Origin of the sequence: Spongiactinospora sp. TRM90649 (assembly GCF_029382225.1) — a bacterium.
Taxonomy (GTDB): domain Bacteria; phylum Actinomycetota; class Actinomycetes; order Streptosporangiales; family Streptosporangiaceae; genus Spongiactinospora.
Genome location: NZ_JARLTC010000019.1, coordinates 191611 through 216155, shown reverse-complemented (window position 1 = coordinate 216155; position 24545 = coordinate 191611). Strand labels below are relative to the sequence as shown.

General features: G+C 70.7%; 25 protein-coding genes and 1 tRNA gene. 13 read left to right on the top strand and 13 right to left on the bottom strand.

Going from position 1 to position 24545, the window contains the following annotated elements; genetic code table 11:
• Positions 1–158 precede the first annotated feature (158 nt).
• The 5 genes from P3X83_RS22795 to P3X83_RS22775 all read left to right on the top strand — a co-directional run bounded on the left by P3X83_RS22795 (position 159) and on the right by P3X83_RS22775 (position 5894).
• Positions 159–2177: a hypothetical protein gene (locus P3X83_RS22795; RefSeq protein WP_277307192.1), complete on the top strand. Its 2019-nt coding sequence runs from the start codon at positions 159–161 to the stop codon at positions 2175–2177.
• Positions 2178–2456: 279 nt separating this feature from the next.
• Positions 2457–3359 carry a bifunctional DNA primase/polymerase gene (locus P3X83_RS22790; RefSeq protein WP_277307191.1) on the top strand — a complete coding sequence of 301 codons (903 nt, stop codon included), beginning with the start codon at positions 2457–2459 and terminating at the stop codon, positions 3357–3359.
• Complete coding sequence (locus tag P3X83_RS22785) at positions 3356–4510, top strand: AAA family ATPase (protein ID WP_277307190.1); 1155 nt, start codon at positions 3356–3358, stop codon at positions 4508–4510. The genes P3X83_RS22790 and P3X83_RS22785 overlap by 4 nt, the downstream gene beginning before the upstream one ends.
• Positions 4507–4728, top strand: coding sequence for a helix-turn-helix domain-containing protein (locus tag P3X83_RS22780; protein WP_277307189.1), 222 nt, complete (start codon positions 4507–4509; stop codon positions 4726–4728). The genes P3X83_RS22785 and P3X83_RS22780 overlap by 4 nt, the downstream gene beginning before the upstream one ends.
• On the top strand, positions 4728–5894 hold the full coding sequence (locus P3X83_RS22775; RefSeq protein WP_277307188.1) for a site-specific integrase: 1167 nt from the start codon (positions 4728–4730) through the stop codon (positions 5892–5894). The genes P3X83_RS22780 and P3X83_RS22775 overlap by 1 nt, the downstream gene beginning before the upstream one ends.
• A gap of 56 nt (positions 5895–5950) precedes the next feature.
• Here the strand turns inward: P3X83_RS22775 and P3X83_RS22770 are convergent.
• The 7 genes from P3X83_RS22770 to P3X83_RS22740 all read right to left on the bottom strand — a co-directional run bounded on the left by P3X83_RS22770 (position 5951) and on the right by P3X83_RS22740 (position 9416).
• A tRNA-Val gene (locus P3X83_RS22770) sits at positions 5951–6025 on the bottom strand.
• A gap of 18 nt (positions 6026–6043) precedes the next feature.
• Positions 6044–7003 (bottom strand): ROK family protein, encoded by a 960-nt coding sequence (locus P3X83_RS22765; protein WP_277307187.1) that lies wholly within the window; start codon positions 7001–7003, stop codon positions 6044–6046.
• A 209-nt stretch (positions 7004–7212) separates the two neighbouring features.
• A complete protein-coding gene (locus tag P3X83_RS22760) occupies positions 7213–7527 on the bottom strand; it encodes a hypothetical protein (protein WP_277307186.1) in 315 nt (104 codons plus the stop codon).
• 118 nt (positions 7528–7645) lie between these two features.
• Positions 7646–8101 (bottom strand): peroxiredoxin, encoded by a 456-nt coding sequence (locus P3X83_RS22755; RefSeq protein ID WP_277307185.1) that lies wholly within the window; start codon positions 8099–8101, stop codon positions 7646–7648.
• 127 nt (positions 8102–8228) lie between these two features.
• Complete coding sequence (locus tag P3X83_RS22750; protein ID WP_277307184.1) at positions 8229–8657, bottom strand: DUF3052 domain-containing protein; 429 nt, start codon at positions 8655–8657, stop codon at positions 8229–8231.
• Positions 8658–8804: 147 nt separating this feature from the next.
• Positions 8805–9212, bottom strand: a complete 408-nt coding sequence (locus P3X83_RS22745; protein ID WP_277307183.1) for a YjbQ family protein — start codon at positions 9210–9212, stop codon at positions 8805–8807.
• A gap of 9 nt (positions 9213–9221) precedes the next feature.
• Positions 9222–9416 (bottom strand): DUF1918 domain-containing protein, encoded by a 195-nt coding sequence (locus P3X83_RS22740; RefSeq protein WP_277307182.1) that lies wholly within the window; start codon positions 9414–9416, stop codon positions 9222–9224.
• Positions 9417–9812: 396 nt separating this feature from the next.
• Here P3X83_RS22740 and aceE point away from each other — a divergent pair, with 396 nt between their 5' ends.
• Positions 9813–12566, top strand: a complete 2754-nt coding sequence (gene aceE / locus P3X83_RS22735) for a pyruvate dehydrogenase (acetyl-transferring), homodimeric type (RefSeq protein WP_346742734.1) — start codon at positions 9813–9815, stop codon at positions 12564–12566.
• A 54-nt stretch (positions 12567–12620) separates the two neighbouring features.
• Here aceE and P3X83_RS22730 read toward each other — a convergent pair whose 3' ends face one another.
• The 3 genes from P3X83_RS22730 to P3X83_RS22720 are packed head-to-tail and all read right to left on the bottom strand — an operon-like array spanning position 12621 to position 15645.
• The gene (locus P3X83_RS22730) at positions 12621–13871 is read right to left on the bottom strand and encodes an ABC transporter permease (protein ID WP_277307181.1); all 1251 of its coding nucleotides are present in this window, start codon (positions 13869–13871) and stop codon (positions 12621–12623) included.
• Positions 13868–14587 carry an ABC transporter ATP-binding protein gene (locus tag P3X83_RS22725; RefSeq protein ID WP_277307180.1) on the bottom strand — a complete coding sequence of 240 codons (720 nt, stop codon included), beginning with the start codon at positions 14585–14587 and terminating at the stop codon, positions 13868–13870. Before P3X83_RS22725 ends, P3X83_RS22730 begins: the two co-directional genes overlap by 4 nt.
• Positions 14584–15645 carry a peptidoglycan-binding protein gene (locus tag P3X83_RS22720; RefSeq protein WP_277307179.1) on the bottom strand — a complete coding sequence of 354 codons (1062 nt, stop codon included), beginning with the start codon at positions 15643–15645 and terminating at the stop codon, positions 14584–14586. Before P3X83_RS22720 ends, P3X83_RS22725 begins: the two co-directional genes overlap by 4 nt.
• 196 nt (positions 15646–15841) lie before the next feature.
• Between P3X83_RS22720 and P3X83_RS22715 the strand changes: the two genes are divergently transcribed.
• Complete coding sequence (locus tag P3X83_RS22715) at positions 15842–16495, top strand: response regulator transcription factor (protein ID WP_277307178.1); 654 nt, start codon at positions 15842–15844, stop codon at positions 16493–16495.
• Positions 16492–17706, top strand: a complete 1215-nt coding sequence (locus P3X83_RS22710) for an ATP-binding protein (protein ID WP_277307177.1) — start codon at positions 16492–16494, stop codon at positions 17704–17706. The genes P3X83_RS22715 and P3X83_RS22710 overlap by 4 nt, the downstream gene beginning before the upstream one ends.
• Positions 17707–17709: 3 nt before the next feature.
• On the opposite strand, the gene P3X83_RS22705 is transcribed toward P3X83_RS22710, so the two are convergent.
• The 3 genes from P3X83_RS22705 to P3X83_RS22695 all read right to left on the bottom strand — a co-directional run bounded on the left by P3X83_RS22705 (position 17710) and on the right by P3X83_RS22695 (position 19566).
• The gene (locus P3X83_RS22705; protein WP_277307176.1) at positions 17710–18201 is read right to left on the bottom strand and encodes a hypothetical protein; all 492 of its coding nucleotides are present in this window, start codon (positions 18199–18201) and stop codon (positions 17710–17712) included.
• Positions 18202–18360: 159 nt separating this feature from the next.
• The gene (locus P3X83_RS22700; protein WP_277307175.1) at positions 18361–18768 is read right to left on the bottom strand and encodes a VOC family protein; all 408 of its coding nucleotides are present in this window, start codon (positions 18766–18768) and stop codon (positions 18361–18363) included.
• 81 nt (positions 18769–18849) lie between these two features.
• Positions 18850–19566, bottom strand: a complete 717-nt coding sequence (locus tag P3X83_RS22695; protein WP_277307174.1) for a YafY family protein — start codon at positions 19564–19566, stop codon at positions 18850–18852.
• 253 nt (positions 19567–19819) lie between these two features.
• Between P3X83_RS22695 and P3X83_RS22690 the strand changes: the two genes are divergently transcribed.
• The 5 genes from P3X83_RS22690 (at position 19820) to fabF (ending at position 24542) form a co-directional block, all read left to right on the top strand.
• Complete coding sequence (locus tag P3X83_RS22690; protein WP_277307201.1) at positions 19820–20932, top strand: helix-turn-helix domain-containing protein; 1113 nt, start codon at positions 19820–19822, stop codon at positions 20930–20932.
• A 117-nt stretch (positions 20933–21049) separates the two neighbouring features.
• Complete coding sequence (locus P3X83_RS22685; protein WP_277307173.1) at positions 21050–21946, top strand: ACP S-malonyltransferase; 897 nt, start codon at positions 21050–21052, stop codon at positions 21944–21946.
• Positions 21943–22899: a beta-ketoacyl-ACP synthase III gene (locus P3X83_RS22680; protein ID WP_277307172.1), complete on the top strand. Its 957-nt coding sequence runs from the start codon at positions 21943–21945 to the stop codon at positions 22897–22899. Before P3X83_RS22685 ends, P3X83_RS22680 begins: the two co-directional genes overlap by 4 nt.
• A gap of 81 nt (positions 22900–22980) precedes the next feature.
• On the top strand, positions 22981–23220 hold the full coding sequence (locus P3X83_RS22675; RefSeq protein ID WP_277307171.1) for an acyl carrier protein: 240 nt from the start codon (positions 22981–22983) through the stop codon (positions 23218–23220).
• Between the two features lie 89 nt (positions 23221–23309).
• The gene (fabF, locus tag P3X83_RS22670) at positions 23310–24542 is read left to right on the top strand and encodes a beta-ketoacyl-ACP synthase II (RefSeq protein ID WP_277307170.1); all 1233 of its coding nucleotides are present in this window, start codon (positions 23310–23312) and stop codon (positions 24540–24542) included.
• The last annotated feature ends 3 nt before the right edge of the window (positions 24543–24545 follow it).

Genomic DNA, 24545 nt, shown 5'->3' with positions numbered 1-24545 from the left:
GTCAAGCGGCTCAAGCGCGCCGCCGAACTCCAGCAGGGCGCCGGGGTGGAGCTGGTGAAGTTCCACGCCCAGTTCCGTAAGGAGTTCGTGGACATCCTCCCGCACGCCAAACCCGACAAGCGGCCCTCGACCTTCGACTGGAACAAGGACGACTGATCATGGCGCGCACGAAAGACCTGGTGTCGCTGGACACCGAATCCTCGTGGGAGAAGGTCAAGGCCCGCGAAGCCTCCAAGCTGATGACCCTGGCAACGCCGTGGCTGGTGTCGGTGCTCGGCTTCGGCCTGGCCACCGCGCTGTACTTCATCCTGGCCGGGACGGCCGTGGCCGCCTGGACCAGCGTGCTCACCATCTGCGTGGTGGTGCTGACCGGGATCACCTACGGCCAGTCCCACGCCCGTGGGACCTGGGGCCGCGCGCACACCACCATCACCACCTTCGCCGCCGGGATGTGGACCGTGGGCGTGGTGGTCACCGGCCCCGCCCATCCGGTGATGTGGCGGCTCGGCGTCATCGGGGCCATCACCGCCGCCTTGTCGTGGAACATCCGCTCGGTGATCCGGATGAAGGGCTGGGACCAGCAGGGGATCGTGCATGACCGGCTGGGGTTCCTGTTCGATCAGAACGCCGAACGTTCCGGGCTCGGCGGGGCCAAGCTCCGCACCGTCGAGCAGGGTGAGGCGAAGATCAAGGCCCGTCTTGAGCTGCCGCCCGGGGAGAAGACCGCCGAGGACGCCCAGCGCAAGGCGGGCAACATCGAATCGGGGATGCGGCTGCCGCCCGGCTCGGTCACCGTGACCGCCAACCGTGATGACGCCTCCCTGGCCGATGTGGTGGTCTCCGACCCCCGGGTGATGGAACGCCCGATCTACTGGCCCGGCCCTTCCCGCCCGCACGGCCACGCTGCCGAGCCGCTGCGCATCGGGGTCTGGCAGGACCTTGACCCGGTGCGGTACGTGCTGACCGGGCACCACTTGCAGATCATGGGCATGACCGGCTCGGGCAAGTCGTTCGGCGGGTGCTGGCCGATGCTCGGCGAACTCATCACCCGGGATGGCACCGCCCACGCCGCCGAGACGGGCCAGTCCGCCGACGCGGTGGTGGTGCTGGCCATGGACATCACCAAGGGTGAACAGACGCTCGGCCCGCTGCGCCCGGCCCTGCACCGGTTGGAGACCACCAAGGCCGGGGCGAAACGGCTGATTGCCGATCTGGAGAAGATCCTCAAGCAGCGCACTGATCACCTGTCAGCCAAGGGGTTGTTGAAGTGGGCGCCCGGGTGCGGGCTGTCCTACCTCGTGCTGTGGATCGAGGAAGCCGCCGACGTGTTCGAGGAAATCGACATGGACAAGTTCAACACCCTGATGAAAGCGCTGCGCTCCGGCGGCGGCACGGTCGTCTACAGCCTCCAGCGCGGCGACTCCACCCAGGTCCCGACCCTGACCAAGGGCCAGGCGGGAAACATGTGCTTCGGCGTGGCCAACACCCACGACGCCGGATGGGGACTGTCGGACGCTCAGGAGGCGGCCGGAGCGCAGCCGGAGCTGTGGGAGAACCGCCAGCCCGGGATGGCCTACCTGGGCGCGCCCACCATCGCCCGCGAACGGATCGCGATGCCGCTGCGCGGGTTCGACTGGGGCGCGACCGACGCCGAACGCAACGCCACCATGCGCGCGCACGCCGCCGCCTGGCCCGCCTCCGCGCGGGTACCGGATCCGATCACGGCCACCGTCTGCGCCCCCGCCGCCGGAACCGGCCCGGCCGGGCAGACCCGGCAGGCCATGCCGGAAGGTGATGCGGGCGAAGACGACGCGGACGTGACCAGCGTGACCGGCGAGTACCTGACCACCGAAGACCCCGACCCGCACGTGACCGGCGGCATCGATGACGAGATCCCCGACCTGAACGACGGCCAGCCCCCGCTCACCTTCGCCCAGCCCACCCAGCGGATGACCGCCGAAGAACGCGGTGCGGCGCTGATGAAGCACCTGCACGAACTGTTCGACGGCGGGGCGCGGGACTTCTCATCCGGCGACCTCAAGCCGCTTTGGGAGAGCACCGACATGAGCCGCGCGTGGGTACAAAAGCAGCTCAAGCGACTCAACGAAGCCGGGGTGCTGGGCGGCTACGACGACGAGGCCCAGCGGTACCTGATGCCACACCGCCCCGAAGTCTGACCGACTCACCGCCGACAATGCCACGCCGGGGGCGGCCCGCCCTCACCCCGGTACGCGCGCACGGCTGCGCGTGGGAGCGCGTGGAACGCGAATTGATCAAGCTGCCACACCTGCCGCACCGGGGGTGCCACAGCCCTGCCACAGAAGGTGCCACGCCGGGTGCCACGCGCTGTGGCACCCCCGGTGACCTGTATATCCCTCCCCCAGCCCCCGCCTGTGGCACCCGGCAGGTGCCACACGATCAACGCCCTGCCCACTACCGCCGAGCAAGGACACGCCATGAACCCCGGCCCGATGCTCCGCTACGCCCTTGCCGCCGCCGCCCGAGGGTGGCACGTCTTCCCGCTCACGCCGGGCGGGAAGATGCCGCCGCGCGGGTTCACCAGATGGCAGGAACGCGCGACCACCGACCCTGGCACCATCCGGGCTTGGTGGACACGCGGCCCGTTCAACGTCGGCATCGCCACCGGCCCCTCCCGTCTGGTCGTGATCGACCTGGACAAGCCGAAGGACGGGCTTCGCCCGCCGTCTCCTTGGGACCTGCCGGGCATCCACGACGGCGCGGACGTGCTGGCCCTGCTGTGCGAGCGCGCCGGGCAGCCGTTGCCGTTCGAGACGTTCACCGTCCGCACCCGGCGGGGCGGCACCCACCTGTACTACACCGCCCCCAGCGACGGGCCGCCGCTCGGCAACACCCAAGGCAGCAACGGCGGTCTCGGCTGGCTGATCGACACCCGCGCCAACGGCGGCATCATCGTCGGCCCTGGCAGCCGTGTAGACCTGCCGGACGGTACCGGCAGCTACGACGTGATCCACGCCGTACCAGCCGCGCCCCTGCCCGGCTGGCTGGCCGAACAGCTTCGCCCGGCACCGCGGCCGCCCCAACGCCCGGTCGTGGTCGAACTGCCCGCCGACCGGCGCGGCGCCTACCTGCGGACCGCCGTCGCATCCGAGCTGGAACGGGTGACCGGCTCACCGCCGGACGGGCACAACACCGCCCTGTATCGGGCGTCGGTCGCGCTCGGGCAGCTCGTGGCCGGTGGCGAACTGGCCCAAGCCGACGTGACCGCCTGGCTCACCGACGCCGCCCGGCAGGTCGGCCAGCCCTACGGCGAAGCAACCCGGACCATCGCATCCGGCCTGCGGGCCGGTGCGCGCCGTCCGCGAACGGTCGCCGCATGACCAGTCCGAACCGTCCCGGCCACCTGTGCGTAGTGGCCGGGGACACATCCCGGCCATCCGATGTGAGCGGCCCGGCTGCGGCACCGTTCCGCACCGCGTGGACCGCCGATGACCTTATGGCCACCAACTTCCCCGAAGTCCGATGGGCCGTACCGGGCGTCATCGCCGAAGGACTGAACCTGCTCGCCGGACCGCCCAAGGTCGGCAAATCCTGGCTGTCGCTGGCCACTGCCGTGGCCGTCGCATCCGCGGGCAAGGCCCTGGGCTCCATCGCCGTGGAAGGCGGCCCGGTGCTCTACCTGGCTCTTGAGGACACCCCGCGCCGTCTCCAGTCTCGGATGGGCAAGATTCTGGGCGGTGCCGCCGCGCCGCGCGGGCTGACCCTGGCCACGAGCTGCCCGCCCCTTCCGCAAGGCGGTGATGAGGCCATCGCGCGCTGGCTGGACCGCAACCCGGGCGCACGGATGGTGGTCATCGACGTGTTCGCCAAAGTACGCGGCACTACTGCGCCCGGCCTGTCGGCCTATGACGCCGACTACGCCGCCATCGGCCGCGCCAAACGGCTGGCCGATGAGTACGGCGTGGCCGTGGTGCTGGTGCATCACGTCCGCAAGATGGGCTCGGAGGACTTCCTAGAGCAGGTGTCGGGCACCAACGGCCTGGCCGGTGCCGCAGACGCCACGCTGGTGCTCAAGCGGGCACGCGGCACCGCCGATGGCGTGCTGCACGTCACCGGGCGGGATGTGGAGGAAGCCGAGTACGCCATGTCCTTCCAACCTGCCGCCGGGACCTGGCATCTCTTGGACGGACCGCCCGAGGATCACACACTCGGCGAGACTCGCGCGGCCATCATCCGGCACGTTCGCAAGCACCCGAACAGCCCGCCCAAGGCCATCTCCGAGGCCATCGGCATAGCCCGCGACACGGTCAAGAAGACCTGCCAGCGGATGGCCGGTGACGGGCAGCTCTGCGCCGACGCCGCCGGGCGCTACCGCCTGCCCGGCACGGCGGGGACACGGTCCCCCGGAAGTGTCCCCGGCGTCCCCGCTGTCCCCGAACCTGCGCCCACCTGCGAAAACCCGTCCGTTTCCGGGGGACACCTGCCCTTGCCGGATGTCCCCGGTGTCCCCGGTGAGGAGAACAGCTCATGACCGCACCCGCGCCGGACGCTCCCCGGCTCAGCGACGTTCAGCTCTACCGCATCCCTGACGCCGTACGCCTGCTTGGTCTGAGCCGTTCGGAGATCTACGAGCAGATCCGCGCCGGTCGCCTGCGGTCGGTCAAGCAGGGCCGCGCCCGGCTGTTCACCGCCAACGGCATCCGGAACTACATCGCCCTATTGGAGAAGGAAGCACAGGAGGCGGCTTGATGACCAAGCGACGCAGCAGAGGAGACGGCGGGCTGCACTGGGACGACCAGCGCCAGCGCTGGATCGCGTCCGTGACGGTCGGCTACACGGCCGCCGGGAAGCGGATCGTGAAGCGGGGCAGCGGCAAGACCAAGACCGAAGCCAAGGACAAGCTCAAGCAGATCTTGCGCGACTACGAGGATGGGCTTGCCATCGCGCCGGCGGGCTACACCGTGGCCGACGCGGTCGCCTACTGGCTGGACAACGGGCTACCGAAACGCGACGACTCCACCGTGAAGATGTACCGGACCTACGCGGCCAAGCACGTCATCCCGTGTCTGGGCGCGCGCAAGCTCCGGGATCTGTCCGTGGAGGACATCGACCAATGGCTACTGGGCAAGCGCGGGGAACTCGGCACGCGGTCGCTCAAGCTGATCCACGGCATCCTCAACCGCTCGATGAAGAACGCCATGCGCCGGGACAAGGTCAAGCGCAACGTGGTGGACCTCTGTGAGGTCCCTGACGGGCGCGATGGCCGCCCGTCCAAAGCACTGACCATGAGACAGGCGGAAGCGGTCCTGAAAGCCGCTGAGGCCGCCCGGCCGCGCATGCGTGCCTACATCGTGGTGTCCCTGCTCTCCGGCATGCGGACCGAGGAAGTCAGGGCCATGCGGTGGAGTCACGTCGTGGCCTACGACCAGGACGGCGGCCGATGGCACCCGGTGCCCGAAGTGGGATGGGATCACGAGAGCTTCGCCGTCTACGTCTGGCGCTCGGTGCGCAGGAAGGGAGACACCAAGACTCCGAAGTCCCGGCGAAGCCTGGCCCTGCCCAAGCGCTGCGTGGACGCGCTGAGAGCGCTCTGGGACGCTCAGGACGGCGGCCAGGAGCTGGTCTTCTCGACCGGCACGGGAACCGCCATGACGGCTCATAACGTGCGGCGCGACTTTCGGAAGGTGCTCGACTCTGCGGGGCTCACCGGCGCGGAATGGGCACCCCGCGAGCTACGGCACAGCTTCGTGTCGCTGCTCTCGGATCATGACATCCCGATCGAGGACATCTCACGGTTGGTCGGGCACTCCAACACGGTGGTCACTGAGACGGTCTACCGACATCAGATCAGGCCCGTCATCCAGGAGGGAGCGACGGCGATGGATCGCATCTTTCCTGCGGCGTCGGACGCTTAGTCACTCAGATAGTCACTCACGCCCCGTTTCCGATCACGGAAACGGGGCGTTTTGGCTGGTGGGCGGTACTGGGTTCGAACCAGTGACCCCTCGCTTGTAAGGCGAGTGCTCTACCACTGAGCTAACCGCCCCGTTGTGGTCGTCACACCCTACGGTACCGGGGTGGTGTTGGGCACCTTGGGAGTCCAGGTGGTGCCGATGGTGGGGTGACCGGCGGCTTGCCAGCCGAGGAGGGCGGCGCCGAGCATGCCGGCCTGGGGGCCTAGGGCGGCGGGGCGGAGGGGTGGGGCCGGGCGGAAGGTGAGGTGGGCGGCGAGGCGGTCGGCGAGGGGGGCCAGGAGGGTGGGGCCGGCCTCGGCGAGGCCACCGCCGATGACGATCAGGGAGGGGTCGAGGAGGAGGGAGTAGGTGGCGAGGGAGAGGGAGAGGGCCTCTATCGCGTCGTTCCAGACCTCGGTGGCGGCCGGGTCGTCGCCGGTGGCGGCGCGGGCGGCGACTTCCTCTGTGTCCACCGTGAGGCCCGTACGGCTCGCGTAGCGGCGGGCGACGGAGGCGGCGGAGGCGTAGGTCTCCAGGCAGCCCCGCTGGCCGCAGGCGCACGCCTCGCCGTCCGGGTAGACGGGGGTGTGGCCGATCTCGCCGCCCCAGCCCTCGGCCCCCGCGTACGGCTCGCCGTTCAGGATGGACGCGCCCGCGATGCCGGTGCCGATCGGGAGGAAGAGGAAGTCGGCGACGCCGCGTCCCGCTCCGAGGACGGACTCGGCGAGGCCGCCGGTGCGGACGTCGTGGCCGAGCTGGACGGGGACCGGCGCGGAGGTGAAGGCGGAGGCCGGGACCTGGCGCCAGCCGATGTTGGCGGAGTACACGGCGGTGTCGGGGGTCACCAGCCCCGGTACGGCCAGGCCCACTCCGGCGGGCGCGCCCTCGGTGTCCGGGGCGGCGGAGGAGAGGTGGTCGATGAACGCGCGGATGGCGGCCACGACGGCGTCCGGCCCTTCGGCCCTGGGGGTGGGGCGATGCTCGGTGTGTAGCACGACTCCGTCGGGGGTGACGACGCCTCCCTTCATGGAGGTGCCACCCACGTCGAGAGCCACTACGAACGCGCTCATGCCGCCATCCCGGGGGATCGGATCTGAAAGGTTACGTTCGCCCCCGTATGCCCGTTGTGGGGCTGGGTGCGCCTTGACGATAGCGCAGCCCGGCCATATCGCCCGCCAGGACCCGCTCACGCCCACCTCGATCGCCCAATTCGATCGCCCAATTCGGACGCGGGAGGGAGCGCGGGAGGGAACGCGAGAGACCGCGACGGGGAACTCCCCTACCGGCGGCCCAGGACGCGGTTGAGGGCGGCCTCGACCTCGGCGGAGAGGCCGGGCGGCGGATCGGCCGCCGCGGGCTCGGCGGCGGGCGGGGCCGCCGGGCGGACGGCCCCGCACGCCCGGCACTCGACCTCACCCAGGCGGCAGATGAGGTGGGTCGACCCACACGTCTCACAGGTGTCGAGCCGAAGGTCCTGTGCGCCCTGGCAGTCCGGGCAGATGAGGACCTGGGTCTCGGCACTGACGCCGCGCCGCCAAGGGCTGGCGCCGCGGACCGGGTCCGTCTGCCGGGCCCCGCAGCGGTAGCAGGGCATGGTCGCCTCCGAAGATGTCGGATTGAAGAAGCCAGATGGGAAACGAAGGCGCCCGGGCCCATACGGAGCCCGGGAGAGAAATATTTTGTCCGGATTTGCCGGGTTATTTAGTGGAGCTTTAAGAGATGCCGGCGAGGGCCGCCGCGTACTGTGCCGTGTCGCGCGCCTCGTGGACCGGATTCTCGATCTTCCAGCGGACCACGCCCGCACCGTCGATGACGAAGGTCCCCCGTCGCGCGAGGCCCTTCACCTCATCGAACACACCGTACCCCCGGGCCACCTCACCGTGCGGCCAGAAGTCCGAGAGCAGGGGAAACGTATACCCTTCCCGGTCTCCCCAGGCGCGCAGCGCGTAGATCGAGTCCACGGTCACCGTGAGCACCCGCGTGTCATCGCCGAGCGGGACGAACTCGTCACGGATCGCCCGCAGTTCGCTGGTGCACACGCCGCTGAAGGCCAGCGGATAGAAGATCAGGACGATCTTCGTGCCCCGCAGCCCGGAGAGCCTGACCGGAGTGCCGTGCTGGTCACGCAGCTCGAAGTCCGGGGCTACAGAGCCGACCTCGACGGACATGCCAGGTCCTCCCACCCATGTTTGGCCGCACACGCTCGCGCCGTTCGATTCCACGCTCACGACCTGCCGTACGGCCTGCGACACGCCGGCCGTACGGCAGGTAACGGCCCCCCGATACGAACGACGGTTATCGACGCGTCTTCGGGGTCGCCAATCGGGTCCCCGACCAGTCGGCGGCGGCGCTGATACTGCTGGTCTGTGAAAGACCCGCCGTCGTGGCGTCTTCTCCTATGTCGCTCGGCTCCACGTGGCCGTCCCTGCCGGCCTTCGGCGTCAGCAACCAGATCTGGCCGCCGTCGGCAAGTCCGGTCTGGGCGCCGGTCAGGACGTCGAACAGATCGCCGTCTCCGTCGCGCCACCAGAGCAGCACCACGTCCACGACGTCGTCGTAGTCCTCGTCGACCAGTTCGCTGCCGGTCAGGTCTTCGATGGACTCGCGCAGTTCGTCGTCGCTGTCCTCGTCCCAACCGATTTCCTGCACCACCTGACCCGGCTTCAGGCCGAGTCGTTCGGCCAGGCCGCGCTCGCCCTGCGCCTGACCCGCGGTCGCGCTCACGTCTATCCCTCCTGCTTGGATGACCCCGCCCGATGCGGACGTCCGGCCCTAAGTGGGCCTTCGCTTCGGCACAGTCCACACGCTGCGACCCACCGTCGTCAACGGTCGCCACGGCAACGAACTGCGCCAGGCGGTGGTCTGCCCGGATTAGTCGGACAAAAAGGACAAACGAACTCGACGGTTCGGGTTGTCCACATTGAGATCAACGATCGCGACCGACTGCCAGGTTCCCAGCGCCAGGCGTCCGCCGAGCACCGGGACGCTCGCGTACGGAGCGATGAAGGCCGGCATCACGTGCGACCGGCCGTGCCCCGGCGAACCGTGGGCGTGTCGCCACCGGTCGTCGGCCGGCAGCAGGTCGCCCAGGGCCGTGAGCAGATCGTCGTCGCTGCCGGCGCCGAGCTCGACGAGCGCGACGCCAGCCGTGGCGTGCGGGACGAAGACGTGCAGCAGCCCGTCTCCTCCGCAGTCACGAGCGAACTCCTCGCACTCCCGGGTGATGTCGTGCACACGATCTCGCGACCCGGTCGTGACCTCGATCTCGGTTGACTTCACCAGTCGATCTTACGGCCGTCGCTGAGCTGGGACGACGACAGCGTCAGGACCGGGAAAGACCAGGCCGGTGTGCCCGTCGTCGAAGCGCACGACGTACGGCGGGCCGCCGCCGGGGCCGCGCACCTCTATGATCTCCCCTCGGCGGTCTCGCTCCCCCACCACGTTGCCGTGCACCAGGAGCCGATCGCCTATCGCCGCGTTCATGTGCATCCCTCCTTCCTGCATGTCCAGGTGTCTTCCACATTGGTACGGCGGAAGCCCCCGGGGAAGAGGGCACGGGCAACCCGGCGCTAGTGCGAGGAGAACTTCGACCGAATCGTTACGCTGGCCGTGAACGGCACGCCCCGGAACCCCGGCGCCACCACGCCGAACGGCTCCCGCGCCCCCTAGGCGCCCCCCGGACCTTTGCCGTCACCCTGGTCACATGCCAGAATCGTCCTACCATCGGTGGACTAGGCCACATCCAAGCGCCTGCCAGCGGCGACATCAGAGTTACTTGGTAGTAGAGATGCGCGTCGCGGGGTAAGCGGCAAGGATGGAAGTGACCTAGACACAATACGAAGAGGCTTCACAAGTCCATTCTCGGAAGGCGAAGACCCAGTGGCTTCCGGACGCCAGCGTTTCTCGATCATCAGTGACGGCCTACCCAGCCAGCTCCCTGATGTCGACCCCAGCGAGACCCAGGAGTGGCTCGAATCGCTCGACACCGTCGTGAAGACGGAAGGGCGATCGAGAGCGAGGTACTTGATGCTGCGCCTGCTGGAGCGGGCTCGTGAGCACTCGGTCGGGGTGCCCGGCCTGCGCAGCACCGACTACATCAACACCATCCCGCCGGAGCGGGAGCCGTGGTTCCCCGGTGACGAGCACATCGAACGGCGCATCCGCGCCTACATCCGGTGGAACGCCGCGGTCATGGTGTCCCGCGCCAACGCACGGACCAACGTCGGCGGTCACATCGCCACCTACGCCTCCGCGGCCTCGCTGTACGAAGTGGGCTTCAACCACTTCTTCCGCGGCAAGGACCACGGCGAGTCCGGCGACCAGGTGTTCATCCAGGGTCACGCGGCGCCGGGCATCTACGCCCGCGCCTTCCTGGAAGGACGGCTCAACCAGGCACAGCTCGACGCGTTCCGGCAGGAGCTCTCGCACGGCTTCAAGGGCCTGCCGTCCTATCCGCACCCTCGCCTGATGTCAGACTTCTGGGAGTTCCCCACGGTCTCCATGGGGCTGGGGCCGATCAGCGCGATCTACCAGGCGCGGTTCAACCGCTACCTGCTCAACCGCAAGATCAAGGACACCAGCCGCAGCCACGTGTGGTGCTTCCTCGGCGACGGCGAGATGGACGAGCCGGAGTCGCTCGGCGCGATCGGCCTGGCCGCCCGCGAGGAGCTGGACAACCTCACCTTCATCATCAACTGCAACCTGCAGCGGCTCGACGGCCCGGTCCGGGGCAACGGGAAGATCATCCAGGAGATGGAGTCCTTCTTCCGCGGCGCCGGCTGGAACGTCATCAAGGTCGTGTGGGGCCGCGACTGGGACCCGCTCCTGGCCGCCGACGTCGACGGCGTGCTCGTCAACAAGATGAACACCACCCCCGACGGTCAGTTCCAGACCTACTCGGTGGAGAGCGGCGAGTACATCCGCGAGCACTTCTTCGGCGACGACCCCCGGCTGCGCAAGATGGTCTCCCACCTGTCCGACGACGAGATCCGCAGGCTGTCGCGGGGCGGGCACGACTACCACAAGGTCTACGCCGCGTTCGCGGCCGCCCGTGAGCACGTCGGGCAGCCCACGGTGATCCTGGCGCAGACCATCAAGGGCTGGACCCTCGGCAAGGACTTCGAGGCCCGCAACGCCACCCACCAGATGAAGAAGCTCACCAAGGCCGAGCTGAAGGAGTTCCGCGACCGGCTATACCTGCCGATCCCGGACTCGGCCTTGGAGGGCGACCTGCCGCCGTACTTCCACCCGGGCGAGGACGACGACGAGATCGCCTACATGAAGGAGCGCCGCGCGGCGCTCGGCGGTTACCTGCCCAGGCGCGTCGTCCGGGCCAAGCCGCTGAAGCTGCCCGGCGACCCGGTGTACGCCGACCTGCGGCGCGGCTCGGGCAAACAGTCCGTGGCGACCACCATGGCGTTCGTCCGCCTGCTGAAGGACCTCATGCGCGACAAGGAGATCGGCGCCAGGTTCGTGCCGATCATCCCGGACGAGGCGCGCACGTTCGGCATGGACGCCATGTTCCCGACCGCGAAGATCTACTCCCCGCACGGGCAGACCTACGAGGCGGTGGACCGCAACCTGCTGCTCTCGTACAAGGAGTCCACCGAGGGGCAGATCCTGCACGAGGGCATCACCGAGTCGGGCTCGATGGGCTCGGTGACCGCCGCGGGCACGGCCTACGCCACGCACGGCGAGCACATGATCCCGATCTACGTCTTCTACTCGATGTTCGGGTGGCAGCGCACGGCCGACCAGATGTGGCAGTTCGGCGACCAGATGGGCCGGGGCTTCCTGCTCGGGGCCACCGCCGGGCGTACCACGCTGAACGGTGAGGGCCTGCAGCACGAGGACGGCCACTCGCCGCTGATCGCCTCGACGAACCCGGCCGCGGTCTCCTACGACCCCTCGTGGGCCTTCGAGATCGCGCACATCGTGCGTGACGGCCTGCGCCGCATGTACGGCGACGACCCGGAGAACGTCTTCTACTACCTCACCGTCTACAACGAGCCCTACCCGCAGCCGGCCGAGCCCGAGGGGCTCGACGTCGAAGGCGTGCTGCGCGGGCTCTACAAGCTGTCCGAGGCCCCCGAGGGCCCCGGGGAGCGGCCGAGGGCCAACATCCTGGTCTCCGGCGTGGCGGGTCCGTGGGCCCTGGAGGCCCAGCGGATGCTGGCCGAGGAGTGGGGCGTGGCGGCCGACGTCTGGTCGGCCACCTCCTGGACCGAACTGCGCAGGGACGCGCTGGCCTGTGAGGAGCACAACCTGCTCAATCCCGACGCCGAGCCGCGGGTGGCGCACATCACGCGGACGCTGTCGGGCGTGCCGGGCACGTTCGTCGGGGTCAGCGACTACATGCGGGCGGTGCCCGACCAGATCGCCCGCTGGATCCCCGGTGACTGGGCCTCGCTGGGCACCGACGGGTTCGGCCTGTCCGACACCCGTTCGGCGCTGCGCCGCCACTTCCACGTGGACGCCGCGTCGATCACCCTGGCGGTGCTCACCCAGCTCAGCCACCAGGGCGAGATCAAGGCGGAGCAGCTCCGCGAGGCGATCTCGCGCTACCACCTCAAGAACGGCGTGACCGAGGCGGGCGGCGCGGAGTCCAACGACACCCAGTCGATGGGCGTCTGAGCGAACGAAGCGTGAAAGGGGGCGCCCCGCCGTACGACCGGCGGGGCGCCCTTGTCACGTGGTGGCCAGGGCCTCCGTGGGAGACAGCCGGGCCGCCCGCATGGCCGGGTAGAGCCCGGCGACCGTCCCGATGACGAGGGTCGCGCCGACGGCGCCGCCGAGCGCCCAGGGCGGCACCACGAACGGCCAGTCCCGCGAGTAGGCGTATCCGGCGGTGGCCAGCGCGCCGAGCAGCGCGCCCGCCACCCCGCCCAGGGCGGACAGCAGCAGCGACTCGGCCATGAACTGCACCCGCACCTGGCCCCTGGTGGCCCCCAGCGACCGGCGCAGGCCGATCTCCCTGCGGCGTTCGAGCACCGAGATGACCATGGTGTTGGCCACGCCCACGCCGCCCACGAGCAGCGCCACCGCGCCCAGGCCGAGCAGCAGGCCGGTGAACGCCCCCGCGGCCGCCGCCTTGGCGGCCAGCGCGTCGGAGGGACGGCTGACGGAGACCTCCTCGGGCTTCTCCGGGTTGACCGTGCGCGGCAGCACCGCCTGGACGTCGGCCACCGCCTCGTCGGCGGACCGTTCGTAGATCATCGTCGGATGCCCGTCGAAGCCGAGGTAGCGCTCGGCGGCCTCGAACCCGACCAGCGCCGACCTGTCGATCTCCGGGGCGAGCGGCAGCGGGTCGAGCACGCCGAGCACGGCGAACCAGCGCCCGCCGATCCACACCTGGCCGCCCGCCCTGGTCAGCCCGAGCCGGTCGGCGGCCACCGAGCCGAGCACGACGGAGGGGAACCGCCCGGTCGCGGCGTTGAGCCAGGCCCCCGAGCGCACCCGGCCCTCCAGCGTCCGCAGCAGCTCGCCGTCGGCGGCCTGCACGCTGATGCCGCCGGTGATCGCGTCGGAGATCCGGTCGGTACGGCGGACCGTGGCCGTGATCGACCCGGTGGCCGACGCCGAGGTGACCGGGGCGATCCTGCGGACCATGGCCAGGGCGTCCTCCGGCAGCTTGGCGCCCTCCCCGAACAGCGTGCTGCCCGGCTCCACGGTGAGCAGGTTGGTGCCCAGGGTGTCGAGCCTGCGCAGCAGGTCCTCGGCGGAGGAGGCGGAGATGCCGATCACGCCCACCATGGTGGCGATGCCGATCGCGATGCCCAGGGCGGACAGCACGACCCGCGTGGGGCGGGCGCGCAGCCCGGCCGCCCCCACCCGCAGCACGTCGCGTCCGCGCAACCTCGTCGCGACCAGGCGCTCCTCCCGCAACCTCGTCGCGACCAGGCGCTGCTCCCCCGCGTCCCGCGTCCGGCGCGGGCTCATCGGCCGTCTCCGGCCGTCACGGCCCCGAGGGCGGCCGTCTCGCGCTCGTCGGCGACGATGAGGCCGTCCCGCAGGCGTACCCGCCGGGGCGCCCACGCGGCGATCTCCGCGTCGTGGGTGATGATCGCGACCGTGGTGCCCGAGGCGTGCAGCTCGCGCAGCACGGCCAGCACCTCCGCCCCCGCCGCGGAGTCCAGGTTGCCGGTCGGCTCGTCGGCCAGCAGCAGGGACGGGTCGCCCACCACCGCCCTGGCCACGGCCACCCGCTGCTGCTCGCCGCCGGAGAGCTGGTACGGCCGGTGCCCCAGCCGGTGGCCGAGCCCGACGCGTTCCAGGGCGGCGGCGGCGCGCTCGCGGCGCTGCCGCAGCGCCGGCCCGCCGTAGAGCAGGCCGTCGGCCACGTTGTCCAGCGCGCTCACCCCTGCGGCCAGGTGGAACTGCTGGAAGACGAACCCCAGGTATCGGGCCCGCAGCGCGGAGAGCCGCCGGTCGGACAATGAGCCCACGTCATGACCGGCGATGGTGACCGTGCCGGTGGTGGGCATGTCCAGGGTGCCGATCATGTGCAGCATGGTGGACTTGCCGGAGCCGGAGGGGCCGACGATCGCCAGCAGCTCGCCCGCGCCGACCCGCAGGTCCACGCCGCGCAGCGCGGCCACGTCACCGGCGTAGACCTTGGTCACCCCGGCCAGTTCGACGACGTTGGTGACGCTCACGTCCTGGGCACCCCGACCTTCATGCCGGCGTCCAGGCCGTCGCCGGAGATCTCGACGCGGCCGCCGCCGTACGCGCCGGTCTTCACGCCGACCAGGCGGGTGGCGCCGCCCTCGACGAGCTCGACGCCGAAGCCGCCCTCGCGCAGCGCGAGCAGCGCCTCCACGGGGACGGTGAGCACGTCCTCGGCCCGTTCGCTCTCCATGCTCACGCTGACCGGGGCCTGGTCGAGACGGCCGGTGCCCTTGCCGCCAAGGGAGATCTCCACGTCGATGGTCGAGCCGCCGCCCTCCTGCTCGCTGCGGGTCTGGGCGACCGTGCCGACCCGGACGATCTTGCCCTTGACCGTCTTGCCGCCGGGCAGCTCGATGCTCACCTTGGCCCCCTTCCGGGCCAGCCCCTGGTCGCTTGTGTCCAGTTCGACCTGGACGATCCGGCTGGTCCCGGTGACGTTCAGCGCCCGGCCGCCGCCGGTGCGCTGCCCGACCTGCACCGCGACGCTCGCGACGCGTACCGGGCCGTCGAGGAAGACGACCTGGGAGGCGTCCACGCTGCCGGTCTCGGGCAGCCCGCGGTCCTCCTGCCACTCCTGGACGGCCAGCCGCGTGGCGTAGGTGAAGTCCTCGTCCACCGTCAGGTCGTCGCCGTAACCGAGCGCGCGCAGGTTCCGTTCGAGCTGCTCGACGTCGGGACCGTCGGTCACGCCGGAGTTCAGCTCGCGGTAGAGCGGGACCTTGCCGTACATCAGGACCATCGGGCGGCGGTCCACCTTGAGCAGCGCCCCGCCGCGTTTGATCACCTTGCCCTCCGCGGGGACGGCGGTGACCGTCCCGGAGCCGTTGTAGGCCACCTCACGCTCGCCCGAGTAGGTCAGGCGTCCTCCCACCGACTGGGAGTCCACCAGGTCCTCCCTGGTGATCTCGGCGGTCGCCGGGAGGGGCGCGGCGGTCGGCGTGGCCCCGGTCCCCTCCGCGCGGTAGGCGTTCAGCGCCGCCACGCCTCCGCCGCCCAGCACCGCCACCGCGGCGACTCCGGCGAGCAGGGAGCCCTTCCGCCTCATCCGCCGCCTCCCGGATCGGTTCGCGGGGCGGCGGCATGCCGCTCACGTCCCATCTCCTCACCTCCCGGCCACGGGACCCACGCCCGTGGCACCTTCCGATTTCTAGGAGCGGGCGGGTTAACGGAGGGTAAGCCGGTTTTCGCTTATCAGCGCCTAACATCGGGTGCTTCACGCTGGTTCACCGGAGGTGCGTCATATGCGCGTTCTGGTGGTCGAAGACGAGCCGGAGATGGCCGACGCCGTCGCGAGCGGGCTGCGCCGCCGGGCGATGGCGGTGGACGTGGTCTACGACGGGACCGACGCGCTTGAGCGGCTCTCCTACGTGGACTACGACGTCGTGGTGCTCGACCGCGACCTGCCGGAGACGCACGGGGACGACGTGTGCCGCGAGCTGGTCCGGATGGGCACGGCCAGCCGGATCCTGATGCTGACCGCCGCGCACGAGGTGGCCGACCGGGTGGACGGCCTGGCCCTGGGCGCGGACGACTACCTGCCCAAGCCGTTCGCGTTCGCCGAGCTGGTGGCGCGGGTGCTGACGCTCGCCCGCCGGACGGCGCCGGCCAGGCCCGCCGTCCTGGCTCGCGCCGGGCTGTGCCTGGACCCGGCCGGGCGGACGGTGACCAGGGGCGACCGGGCCGTCGCCCTGACCCGGAGGGAGTTCGCCCTGCTGAAGGAACTGCTGCTCGCGGACGGCGAGCCGGTGTCCACCCGCGACCTGCTGGCCCGCGCCTGGGACGAGCACTACGAGTCGGGCACCGGCGCGCTGCGGGTCACCATGGCCACCCTGCGCAGGAAACTCGGTGATCCGCCGGTCATCCGCACCGTGCCCGGCGCGGGATACCTCCTGTGACCCGCCTGCGGCCGGTCGCCCGGGCGCTGAACTCGCTCGGCCTGCGCGCCCGGATCATGCTGCTGCACGGCCTGCTCTTCCTGGTCGCGGGCGCCGTCCTGGTGTCGGTGACGTACGCGTTCACCGAGCGCGCGATCGGCGACCGGTTCTTCACCCAGCAGCCGCTCATGTCGGTCAGCAAGGTCATCGGCCCCCAGGTCGAGCAAGAGGGACAGGAGGAGGCCCTCGACAGGATCGGGGCCGACAAGCCGATCGCCTTCTTCAGGAGCGACCTGGTCAAGAAGCTGGAGGTGAGCCGCCAGGCGATCCTCGCGGACGTGCTGCGCAACTCGATCCTGCTGATGGTGGTCGTCGCCGCGGTCGGGCTGCTGTTCGGCTGGGCCATGACGGGCCGCGCGCTGCGCCCGCTGCGCCAGGTCACCTCGGCGGCCGAACGCCTGTCGGAGAGCACCCTGCACGAGCGCATCGCGCTGTGCGGGCCGCGCGACGACGTCAAGCGCCTGGCCGACACCTTCGACGCGATGCTCGACCGGCTGCAGCGCGCCTTCGACTACCAGCGGCGGTTCGTCTCCAACGCCTCGCACGAGCTGCGCACGCCCATCGCAATCAACCGCACGCTGATCGAGGTGGCCCTCGACGAGCCGGGCGCGTCGGCGGACCTGCGGGCGCTCGGCGCGTCCCTGCTCAGCACCAACGCCCGCCACGAGCGCCTGATCGAGGGGCTGCTCCTGCTGGCCCGCTCCCAGCACGAGCTGGTCACCCCGCGGCCCGTGAACCTGGGCGAGGTCGTCGGCGCCGTGCTGGACCAGACACGGCCCGCCGCCGAGCGGCGGCGGATCCGCGTCACCTTCAGCGCCGTCCCGGTGCGCGCCTCCGGTGACGCGCTGCTGCTGGAGCGCTGCGTGTTCAACCTGGTCGAGAACGGGATCAAGTACAACCGCAAGGGCGGCGACCTGCGGCTGGCGCTCTCGCGGGAGGGCGAGGAGGTGGTGCTCGGCGTGGACAACGACGGGGTCGCGATCCCGCCCTACGAGGTGGAGGAGCTGTTCGAGCCGTTCCGCCGGCTGCACGACCGGATCGGCTCGTCGTCGGGCTCCGGGCTCGGGCTGTCGATCGTCCGCGCCATCGCGGCCGCGCACCGGGGGACGGTCACCGCCACCCCTCGCGCGGGTGGCGGCCTGTCCGTCGAGGTCCGGCTCCCGGCCGCGTGAGGGTCAGCCACGCTTGCCGGGCAGCTTCTCCTCGCACGCCTTCATTGCCTGCTCCCACTTCGGGTCCGACCTCTTCAGCTTGACCATGAATCCCTCGTCCGGCTTGGGGTCGGGCATGTCGACGCCTCGCTCGCGCATGCACTTGGCGAAGGCGAGCATGGCGTCGCGCATCCTGGGGTCGTCCAACCGCTTGCCGCCGAACTTGCCCTCCATGTACTTCGAGCATGCCTTGTGCGCCTTGTCCAGTTTGCTCTTGTCGCCGGACGGGATCCGGACCTTGATCTCCCCCTTGCCGCCCGGATCGTCCATCTGGATCCCGTTCTCCCGCATGCACTGGGCGAACTTGACCGGATCGCTGGACACGGCCGGCGAGGCCGACGGACTCGCCGTGCCGCCCCCGCTCACCGACGCCACCCCCGTGGACGTCGGCGCCTGGCCGCACGCCGACAGGCCGAGCAGCGTCCCGGCGATCAGCATCGCGCGCCGGACCCTCATCTGAGCCACCTCCGAAGCCCCGCGCGGACGTTCGCCTCGCGGGTGTGCGTCCATGTCTAGGGCGGCGGAGGTTAGCGAGACGTAAGGGTGGGCAGTTGTGATCATCTCCCGGGTGCGCCGCCGCTCGGCGGTCGGCGGCGCACCCGGGAAGCCATCGGGTCAGCGGGGGGTGAAGATCCCGAAGACGACGCCCGAGGTGTCGATCAGGTAGGCGAAGTCGGGGCCCTGCTCCGCCCCGACGACCTTGGCGCGCACCTTGCCGCCCAGCCGTTCGACCTCGGCGCAGGTGGCCGCGACATCGGCGACCTGAACCGTGAAGATGGCGTGACCGGGGGTCGCGCCCGCGGTGCCCGCCAGGCCGCCCGAGGGAACCTGCTCACCCTGGTAGTGGATCAGCCGGTACTCGGAGCCGTCGGCCCCGGGAGCCGGGTCGGCGGTGAACGACCAGCCGAACAGCTCGCCGTAGAACCGCTGCGCGGCGTCGGGGTCGTCGGTGGCGACTTCGAACCAGGCCACCTTGTTGACCAGATCGGCGTCGACCGGGTCGGCGTTGACCACGTCAGCCATTTGTGCGCCCTTCCGTAGGAACTCGAACACACTTATGCTCTCCTGCGTAAACGACAGCGTCATGTCGGTGTTTTCGAGCGATCAATCGAACACCGGGTTGCGGATGATGGCGTCGGGGATGTCGGTGGGGAACTCATCGGGCGCGCGCTCCGGGCAGGGCTCACCGGTGAGCTCGGCGGCGGTGATCCGGTCGAGCCGGAAGACCCGCACGTCTTCGCGTAACCGGCAGTAGCCGACCAGGTACCAGTAGCCGCCCCGGCCGCCCAGGAAGACGCCAGGCTCGACGTCCCGCGTGGTCAGCGCGCCCTTGCCGTCCTCGTAGCCGAGGCGCAGGACCCGCCGGTGCTGCAGCGCGTCCTCGATCACGCGGGCGATCTCGGCGGAGGCCGCGCGGTCGTCGTCCTCGGCCTGGTCGAAGAGCCGGACCCGCGCCGCGAGCTCCCTGGCGCGCTCGCCGTCGCGGCCGGGCATGGCCGCCACGACCTTGCGCAGCGCGCTGCGCGCGTGCCGCGCGAACGGCGGGCGCCCGGCGCGGCCCAGCGCCACGGCGATCGCGACCGCCTCGGCGGGGGTGAAGTTGAGCGGCGGGAGCGACATGGCCTTGTCGAGGACGTAGCCGCCGCGCCTGCCCGGCTGGGGGTAGATGGGGACACCGGACTGCTGGAGGGCCGCGATGTCGCGCTCGATCGTGCGCACGCTCACCTCGAACCTGGCCGCCAGATCGGTGGCGGACCGGCACCGGGGGGAGATCGCCCGCAGCTCCTCGACGAGCGCGTACAGCCGATCGGTACGGTTCACACTCCGAAGTTACGCCCGCACACCGACAATCCCCAGAGACCGTCGCGACGACGATCCGGGGGCGGTAATCGCCTCTGGAACGCCGTGAATCCGGGTCCGCGCGTGAGCACCCTGGATGAGCTGGCAGTCTAGGAGCGTGACCGAGGCATCCGAAAGGCGGTCCGTACGGCCCGCATACGACAGCAGGCCCGCGGAAGACGCCGAGAACGGCGACCGGGCCCGCGCGGACACCACGCGGCGGCTGGAACGCGCGATGGGCACCCTCGGCACCGCGGCGATGGCCCGCATGGACGAGCGGCTGCCGTGGTTCCGCGCCCTGTCGGCCGAGGACCGCTCCTGGGTCGGGCTGGTGGCGCAGGCGGGCATCGCCGCCTTCGTGGAGTGGTTCCAGCACGCGGGCGAGGGCAGGCGGCCGACCCCCAGCATCGAGTTCTTCGGCACCGCGCCGCGCGAGCTGAAACGCTCGATCTCCCTGCAGCAGACGGTCGACATCGTGCGCGTCGTGGTCGAGGTGGTCGAGGCCCAGGTCGACGACCTGGCCGCGCCCGGCGGCGGCGGCCTGCTCGAACAGGCCATGCTGCGCTACACCCGCGACGTCGCGTTCGCCGCCGCCCAGGTCTACGCCCGCGAGGCCGAGGTACGCGGGGCCTGGGACGCCCGCCTGGAGGCGCTGATCGTGGACGCCCTGGTCAGGGGCGAGGTCGACGACGGCCTGCACTCCTGGGCGGCGGCGCTGGGCTGGACCTCCTCGCCGGTCGTGGTGCTCGCGGGCTGCACCCCGCCGGGCAAGCCGGAGTCCATCATCGACGGCCTGCGCGACAAGGGCCGCAGGTCCGGGCTCGACCTGCTGGCGGGTGTCCAGGGCGACCGGCTCATCGTGATCGTCGGCGGGGCGGAGAGCGCCGCCGCGGCGGCCAGGCAGATGGCCCCGCGCTTCGGCACCGGCCCCATCGTGATCGGCCCGGAGGTGCCCGACCTGCACACCGCCGCCCGCTCGGCCCGCGCCGCCCTGGCCGGGCTGCGGGCCGCCGGAGGGTGGCCCGACGCCCCGCGCCCGGTCAACGCCGACGAACTGCTCGCCGAGCGGGCCATCGACGGCGACACCGACGCCAGGGACCAGCTCATCGAGAACGTCTACATCCCGCTGGCGGGCACCCCGCTGCTCGACACCCTGGCCACCTACCTGGAGCAGGGCACATCGCTGGAGGCCACGGCGCGGCTGCTGTTCGTGCACCCCAACACCGTCAGGTACCGGCTCAAGAAAATCACCGAACTGACCGGTTACCAGCCGACAGAGGGGCGTTCGGCGTTCACGCTGCAGGTCGGGCTGATCCTGGGAAGGTTGACCGAGACACCCGTAACCTAGCCCTTATCCCGTAATCGATACGAAATCTCCCCTGTAGGATCCCTACAAGAAACCGTGGACAAAGTTCGTGCGGATCTCTATCCGGGTGGTGAACTTCTACAGGGCAGGCTGGATTTCGTGCTCGTCATCGTCGCTCCGGGCCAAGGCGCCCAGACCCCAGGCTTTCTCGCTCCGTGGCTCGACCTGCCCGGCTTCGCGGACCGGATGTCCGCGTGGTCGGAGATCGTCGGTCTGGATCTCATCGCCTACGGCACCACCGCGAACGCCGACGAGATCCGCGACACCGCAGTCGCGCAGCCGCTCCTGGTCGCCGCCTCGCTGGCCGCCGCCGAGCAACTGGGCGCCGATCCCGGCCTCGTCGCGGGACACAGCGTGGGCGAGTTCGCCGCCGCGTGCGTGGCCGGCGTGCTGACCCCGGAGCAGGCCCTCGGGCTGGTCCGGGAACGCGCGCAGGCGATGGCGAAGGCCGCCGCGATCACCGAGACGGGCATGACGGCGATCCTCGGCGGCGTCGAGGACGACGTGCTGGCCGCGATCGAGCGGCACGGGCTGACCCCCGCCAACATCAACGGCGCCGGTCAGATCGTGGCCGGAGGCACCCTGGCGCAGCTCGCGGCGTTCAAGGAGGACGCCCCGGCCCGCGCCCGGCTCATCCCGCTGTCCGTGGCGGGCGCCTTCCACACCGTGCACATGGCCCCGGCGGTCGAGCAGCTTCGCGCCGCCGCGGCCGACGTGACCCCGGGCGACCCTCAGGTCACCCTGCTGTCCAACTTCGACGGCAGGCCGGTGGCCACGGGCGCGGATCTGCTGTCGCGTCTGGTCGCTCAGGTCGCCAGCCCGGTCCGGTGGGATTCGTGCATGACCACCATGATCGAGCTGGGGGCCACCCGGATGATAGAACTGCTCCCCGGTGGCACGCTGACCGGACTGGCCAAGCGTGGAATGCGCGGGGTGGCGACCGCCGCCCTGAAGACGCCCGAAGACCTCGACAGTGCCAGGGAGCTGCTCAAGTGAAGATCGCGCAGGGGGCGCCCGGCGCCAGAATCCTGGCCTTCGGCCACTACCAGCCCGCCAACGTCGTGACCAATGACGATCTCGCCAAGACGATCGACACGAACGACGAGTGGATTCAGAGCCGCGTCGGCATCGCCGAGCGGCGGCTGGCCTCGCCGGAGGAGACCGAGATCGACCTCGCCGTCCACGCGGGCGGCAAGGCACTCGCCGCGAGCGGCCTCCCGGCCGCCGACATCGACCTGGTCATCGTGGCCACCTGCACGATGGAGTCGCAGATCCCCAACGCCGCGGGCCGGGTCGCCACCCGCCTCGGCATCGCCGCGCCCGGCGCGTTCGACGTGAACGCCGCCTGCGCCGGGTTCTGCTACGCGCTGTCCGCCGCCGCCGACGCGGTGCGAGCGGGCTCGGCGCGCAACGTGCTGGTGGTCGGCACCGAGAAGTTCTCGCACTGGCTCGACTGGACCGACCGGTCCACCGCGGTGATCTTCGCGGACGGCGCGGGCGCCGTGGTGGTCGGCCCTTCCGACGTTCCGCGCGTCGGCCCTGTAGTGTGGGGCAGCGAGGGCGACAAGTCCGACGCGATCATCGTCAAGGACCGCCGGTCGTTCCTCCATCAGGAAGGCCAGACCGTCTTCCGGTGGGCCACCACCTCGCTGCACCCGGTGGCCAGGAGCGCCTGTGAGCGCGCCGGGATCGACCCTTCCGAACTCGCCGCCTTCGTGCCGCACCAGGCCAACCTGCGGATCATCGAGTCCATCGCCCGTAAGATCGGCGCCGACAACGCCGTCATCGCCCGTGACATCGTGCTCGCGGGCAACACGTCGGCGGCGTCGATCCCGATGGCGCTGTCCCGGATGATCGAGCGTGGTGAGGTCCCCTCGGGCGGCCTGGCCCTGCTGCTCGGCTTCGGGGCGGGGCTCACCTACGCCGCCCAGGTGGTCGAGCTTCCCTGAGACCTGTACGGCGTGCGCACCGCGTGCCGTACGGACCGCAAGACCCAAGTCAAAGAAAACCGATCAAGGAGTAGTCGCGACATGGCCATGACCGAGCAGGAGATCCTGGACGGCCTCGGCAAGATCATCAACGAGATCACCGGCATCCCGGCAGCGGAGGTGACCCCGGAGAAGAACTTCGTGGACGACCTCGATATCGACTCGCTGTCCATGGTCGAGATCGCCGTCGCCGCCCAGGACGAGTTCGACGTCGAGATCCCCGACGACCAGCTCAAGAACCTGAAGACCGTTAAGGACGTCATCAGTTTCATCCAGGGCTGACCCCGCCGGCGGGCCGCGGCGCGAGCCGCGACCCCCGCCGCGGACGGCCTGTCGCCCAAGGCAAACCGACCAAGAGGAGTGCACACAAAGTGGCTAGGGACCAGGTACGTGTTGTCGTCACCGGGCTCGGCGCGACGACGCCCCTCGGTGGGGACGCGGGTTCGACCTGGTCGGCGCTCCTTGCCGGTCGGTCGGGCATCGACACGCTCACCCAGGACTGGGTCGACACGGTTCCGGTGAAGTTCGCCGGGGTCGCCGCCGTTGACCCGGCCGAGGTGCTCCCGCGGCCCGAGATGCGCCGGCTCGACCGCACAGAGCAGTTCGCGCTCATCGCCGCCCGCGAGGCCTGGCAGGACGCCGGGGCTCCGGAGGTCGACGGGGAGCGCCTGGGTGTGGTGGTCGGCAGCGGAATCGGCGGGATCAGCACCATTCTCGCCGCCTACGACACCTACCGTGAGAAGGGCTGGAACCGGCTCTCGCCGTTCACCGTGCCCATGCTCATGCCCAACGGCGCGGCCGGGTGGATCAGCATCGACCTCGGCGCGAAGGCCGGGGCCCACGCCACGGTCAGCGCCTGCGCCACCGGCGCCGAGTCTATCGGATACGCGATCGACATGATCCGCGCCGGTCGGGCCGACATCGTCGTGGCCGGCGGCACCGAGGCGGCCATCCACCCGCTGAACGTGGCGTCCTTCGCCGCGATGCGCGCCATGTCCACCCGCAACGACGAGCCGCAGCGTGCCTCCCGCCCGTTCGACAAGGGCCGGGACGGCTTCGTGCTCGGCGAGGGCTCGGGAATCCTGGTGCTGGAGTCCGAGGAGCACGCCAAGGCCAGGGGGGCGCGGATCTACGCCGTCGCGGCCGGTGCGGGCTACACCAGCGACGGGCACCACATCTCCGCCCCCGAGCCGTCCGGCATCGGCGGACAGCAGGCCATGCACTTCGCGCTGCGCGACGCAGGCCTCACCCCGCGCGACATCATCCACGTCAACGCGCACGCCACCTCGACTCCCGTCGGGGACGAGATCGAGACCCATGCGATCAAGGAGGCGATCGGCGCTCACCCGCTGGTGACCGCCACCAAGTCGATGACGGGTCACCTGCTCGGCGGCGCCGGGGGGATCGAGTCGGTCTTCACCGTGCTCTCCCTGCACGAGCGCATCGTGCCCGCCACCGCGAACCTGGACGACCCGGCCGACGGTATCGAGGTCGAGATCGTCTCGGGTGAGCCGCGCAAGCTCCCCGGCGGAGACCTCGCCGCGATCAACAACTCGTTCGGGTTCGGCGGCCACAACGTCGCGATCGCCTTCACCACTCACTGAGGA

Bases quoted from the DNA above. Each gene is read 5' to 3' on its own strand.
- P3X83_RS22795 (WP_277307192.1), top strand. From the start codon at position 159: ATGGCGCGCACGAAAGACCTGGTGTCGCTGGACACCGAATCCTCGTGG.
- P3X83_RS22790 (WP_277307191.1), top strand. From the start codon at position 2,457: ATGAACCCCGGCCCGATGCTCCGCTACGCCCTTGCCGCCGCCGCCCGA.
- P3X83_RS22785 (WP_277307190.1), top strand. From the start codon at position 3,356: ATGACCAGTCCGAACCGTCCCGGCCACCTGTGCGTAGTGGCCGGGGAC.
- P3X83_RS22780 (WP_277307189.1), top strand. From the start codon at position 4,507: ATGACCGCACCCGCGCCGGACGCTCCCCGGCTCAGCGACGTTCAGCTC.
- P3X83_RS22775 (WP_277307188.1), top strand. From the start codon at position 4,728: ATGACCAAGCGACGCAGCAGAGGAGACGGCGGGCTGCACTGGGACGAC.
- P3X83_RS22765 (WP_277307187.1), bottom strand. From the start codon at position 7,003: ATGAGCGCGTTCGTAGTGGCTCTCGACGTGGGTGGCACCTCCATGAAG.
- P3X83_RS22760 (WP_277307186.1), bottom strand. From the start codon at position 7,527: ATGCCCTGCTACCGCTGCGGGGCCCGGCAGACGGACCCGGTCCGCGGC.
- P3X83_RS22755 (WP_277307185.1), bottom strand. From the start codon at position 8,101: ATGTCCGTCGAGGTCGGCTCTGTAGCCCCGGACTTCGAGCTGCGTGAC.
- P3X83_RS22740 (WP_277307182.1), bottom strand. From the start codon at position 9,416: ATGAACGCGGCGATAGGCGATCGGCTCCTGGTGCACGGCAACGTGGTG.
- P3X83_RS22730 (WP_277307181.1), bottom strand. From the start codon at position 13,871: ATGAGCCCGCGCCGGACGCGGGACGCGGGGGAGCAGCGCCTGGTCGCG.
- P3X83_RS22720 (WP_277307179.1), bottom strand. From the start codon at position 15,645: ATGAGGCGGAAGGGCTCCCTGCTCGCCGGAGTCGCCGCGGTGGCGGTG.
- P3X83_RS22715 (WP_277307178.1), top strand. From the start codon at position 15,842: ATGCGCGTTCTGGTGGTCGAAGACGAGCCGGAGATGGCCGACGCCGTC.
- P3X83_RS22705 (WP_277307176.1), bottom strand. From the start codon at position 18,201: ATGAGGGTCCGGCGCGCGATGCTGATCGCCGGGACGCTGCTCGGCCTG.
- P3X83_RS22700 (WP_277307175.1), bottom strand. From the start codon at position 18,768: ATGGCTGACGTGGTCAACGCCGACCCGGTCGACGCCGATCTGGTCAAC.
- P3X83_RS22690 (WP_277307201.1), top strand. From the start codon at position 19,820: ATGGGCACCCTCGGCACCGCGGCGATGGCCCGCATGGACGAGCGGCTG.
- P3X83_RS22675 (WP_277307171.1), top strand. From the start codon at position 22,981: ATGGCCATGACCGAGCAGGAGATCCTGGACGGCCTCGGCAAGATCATC.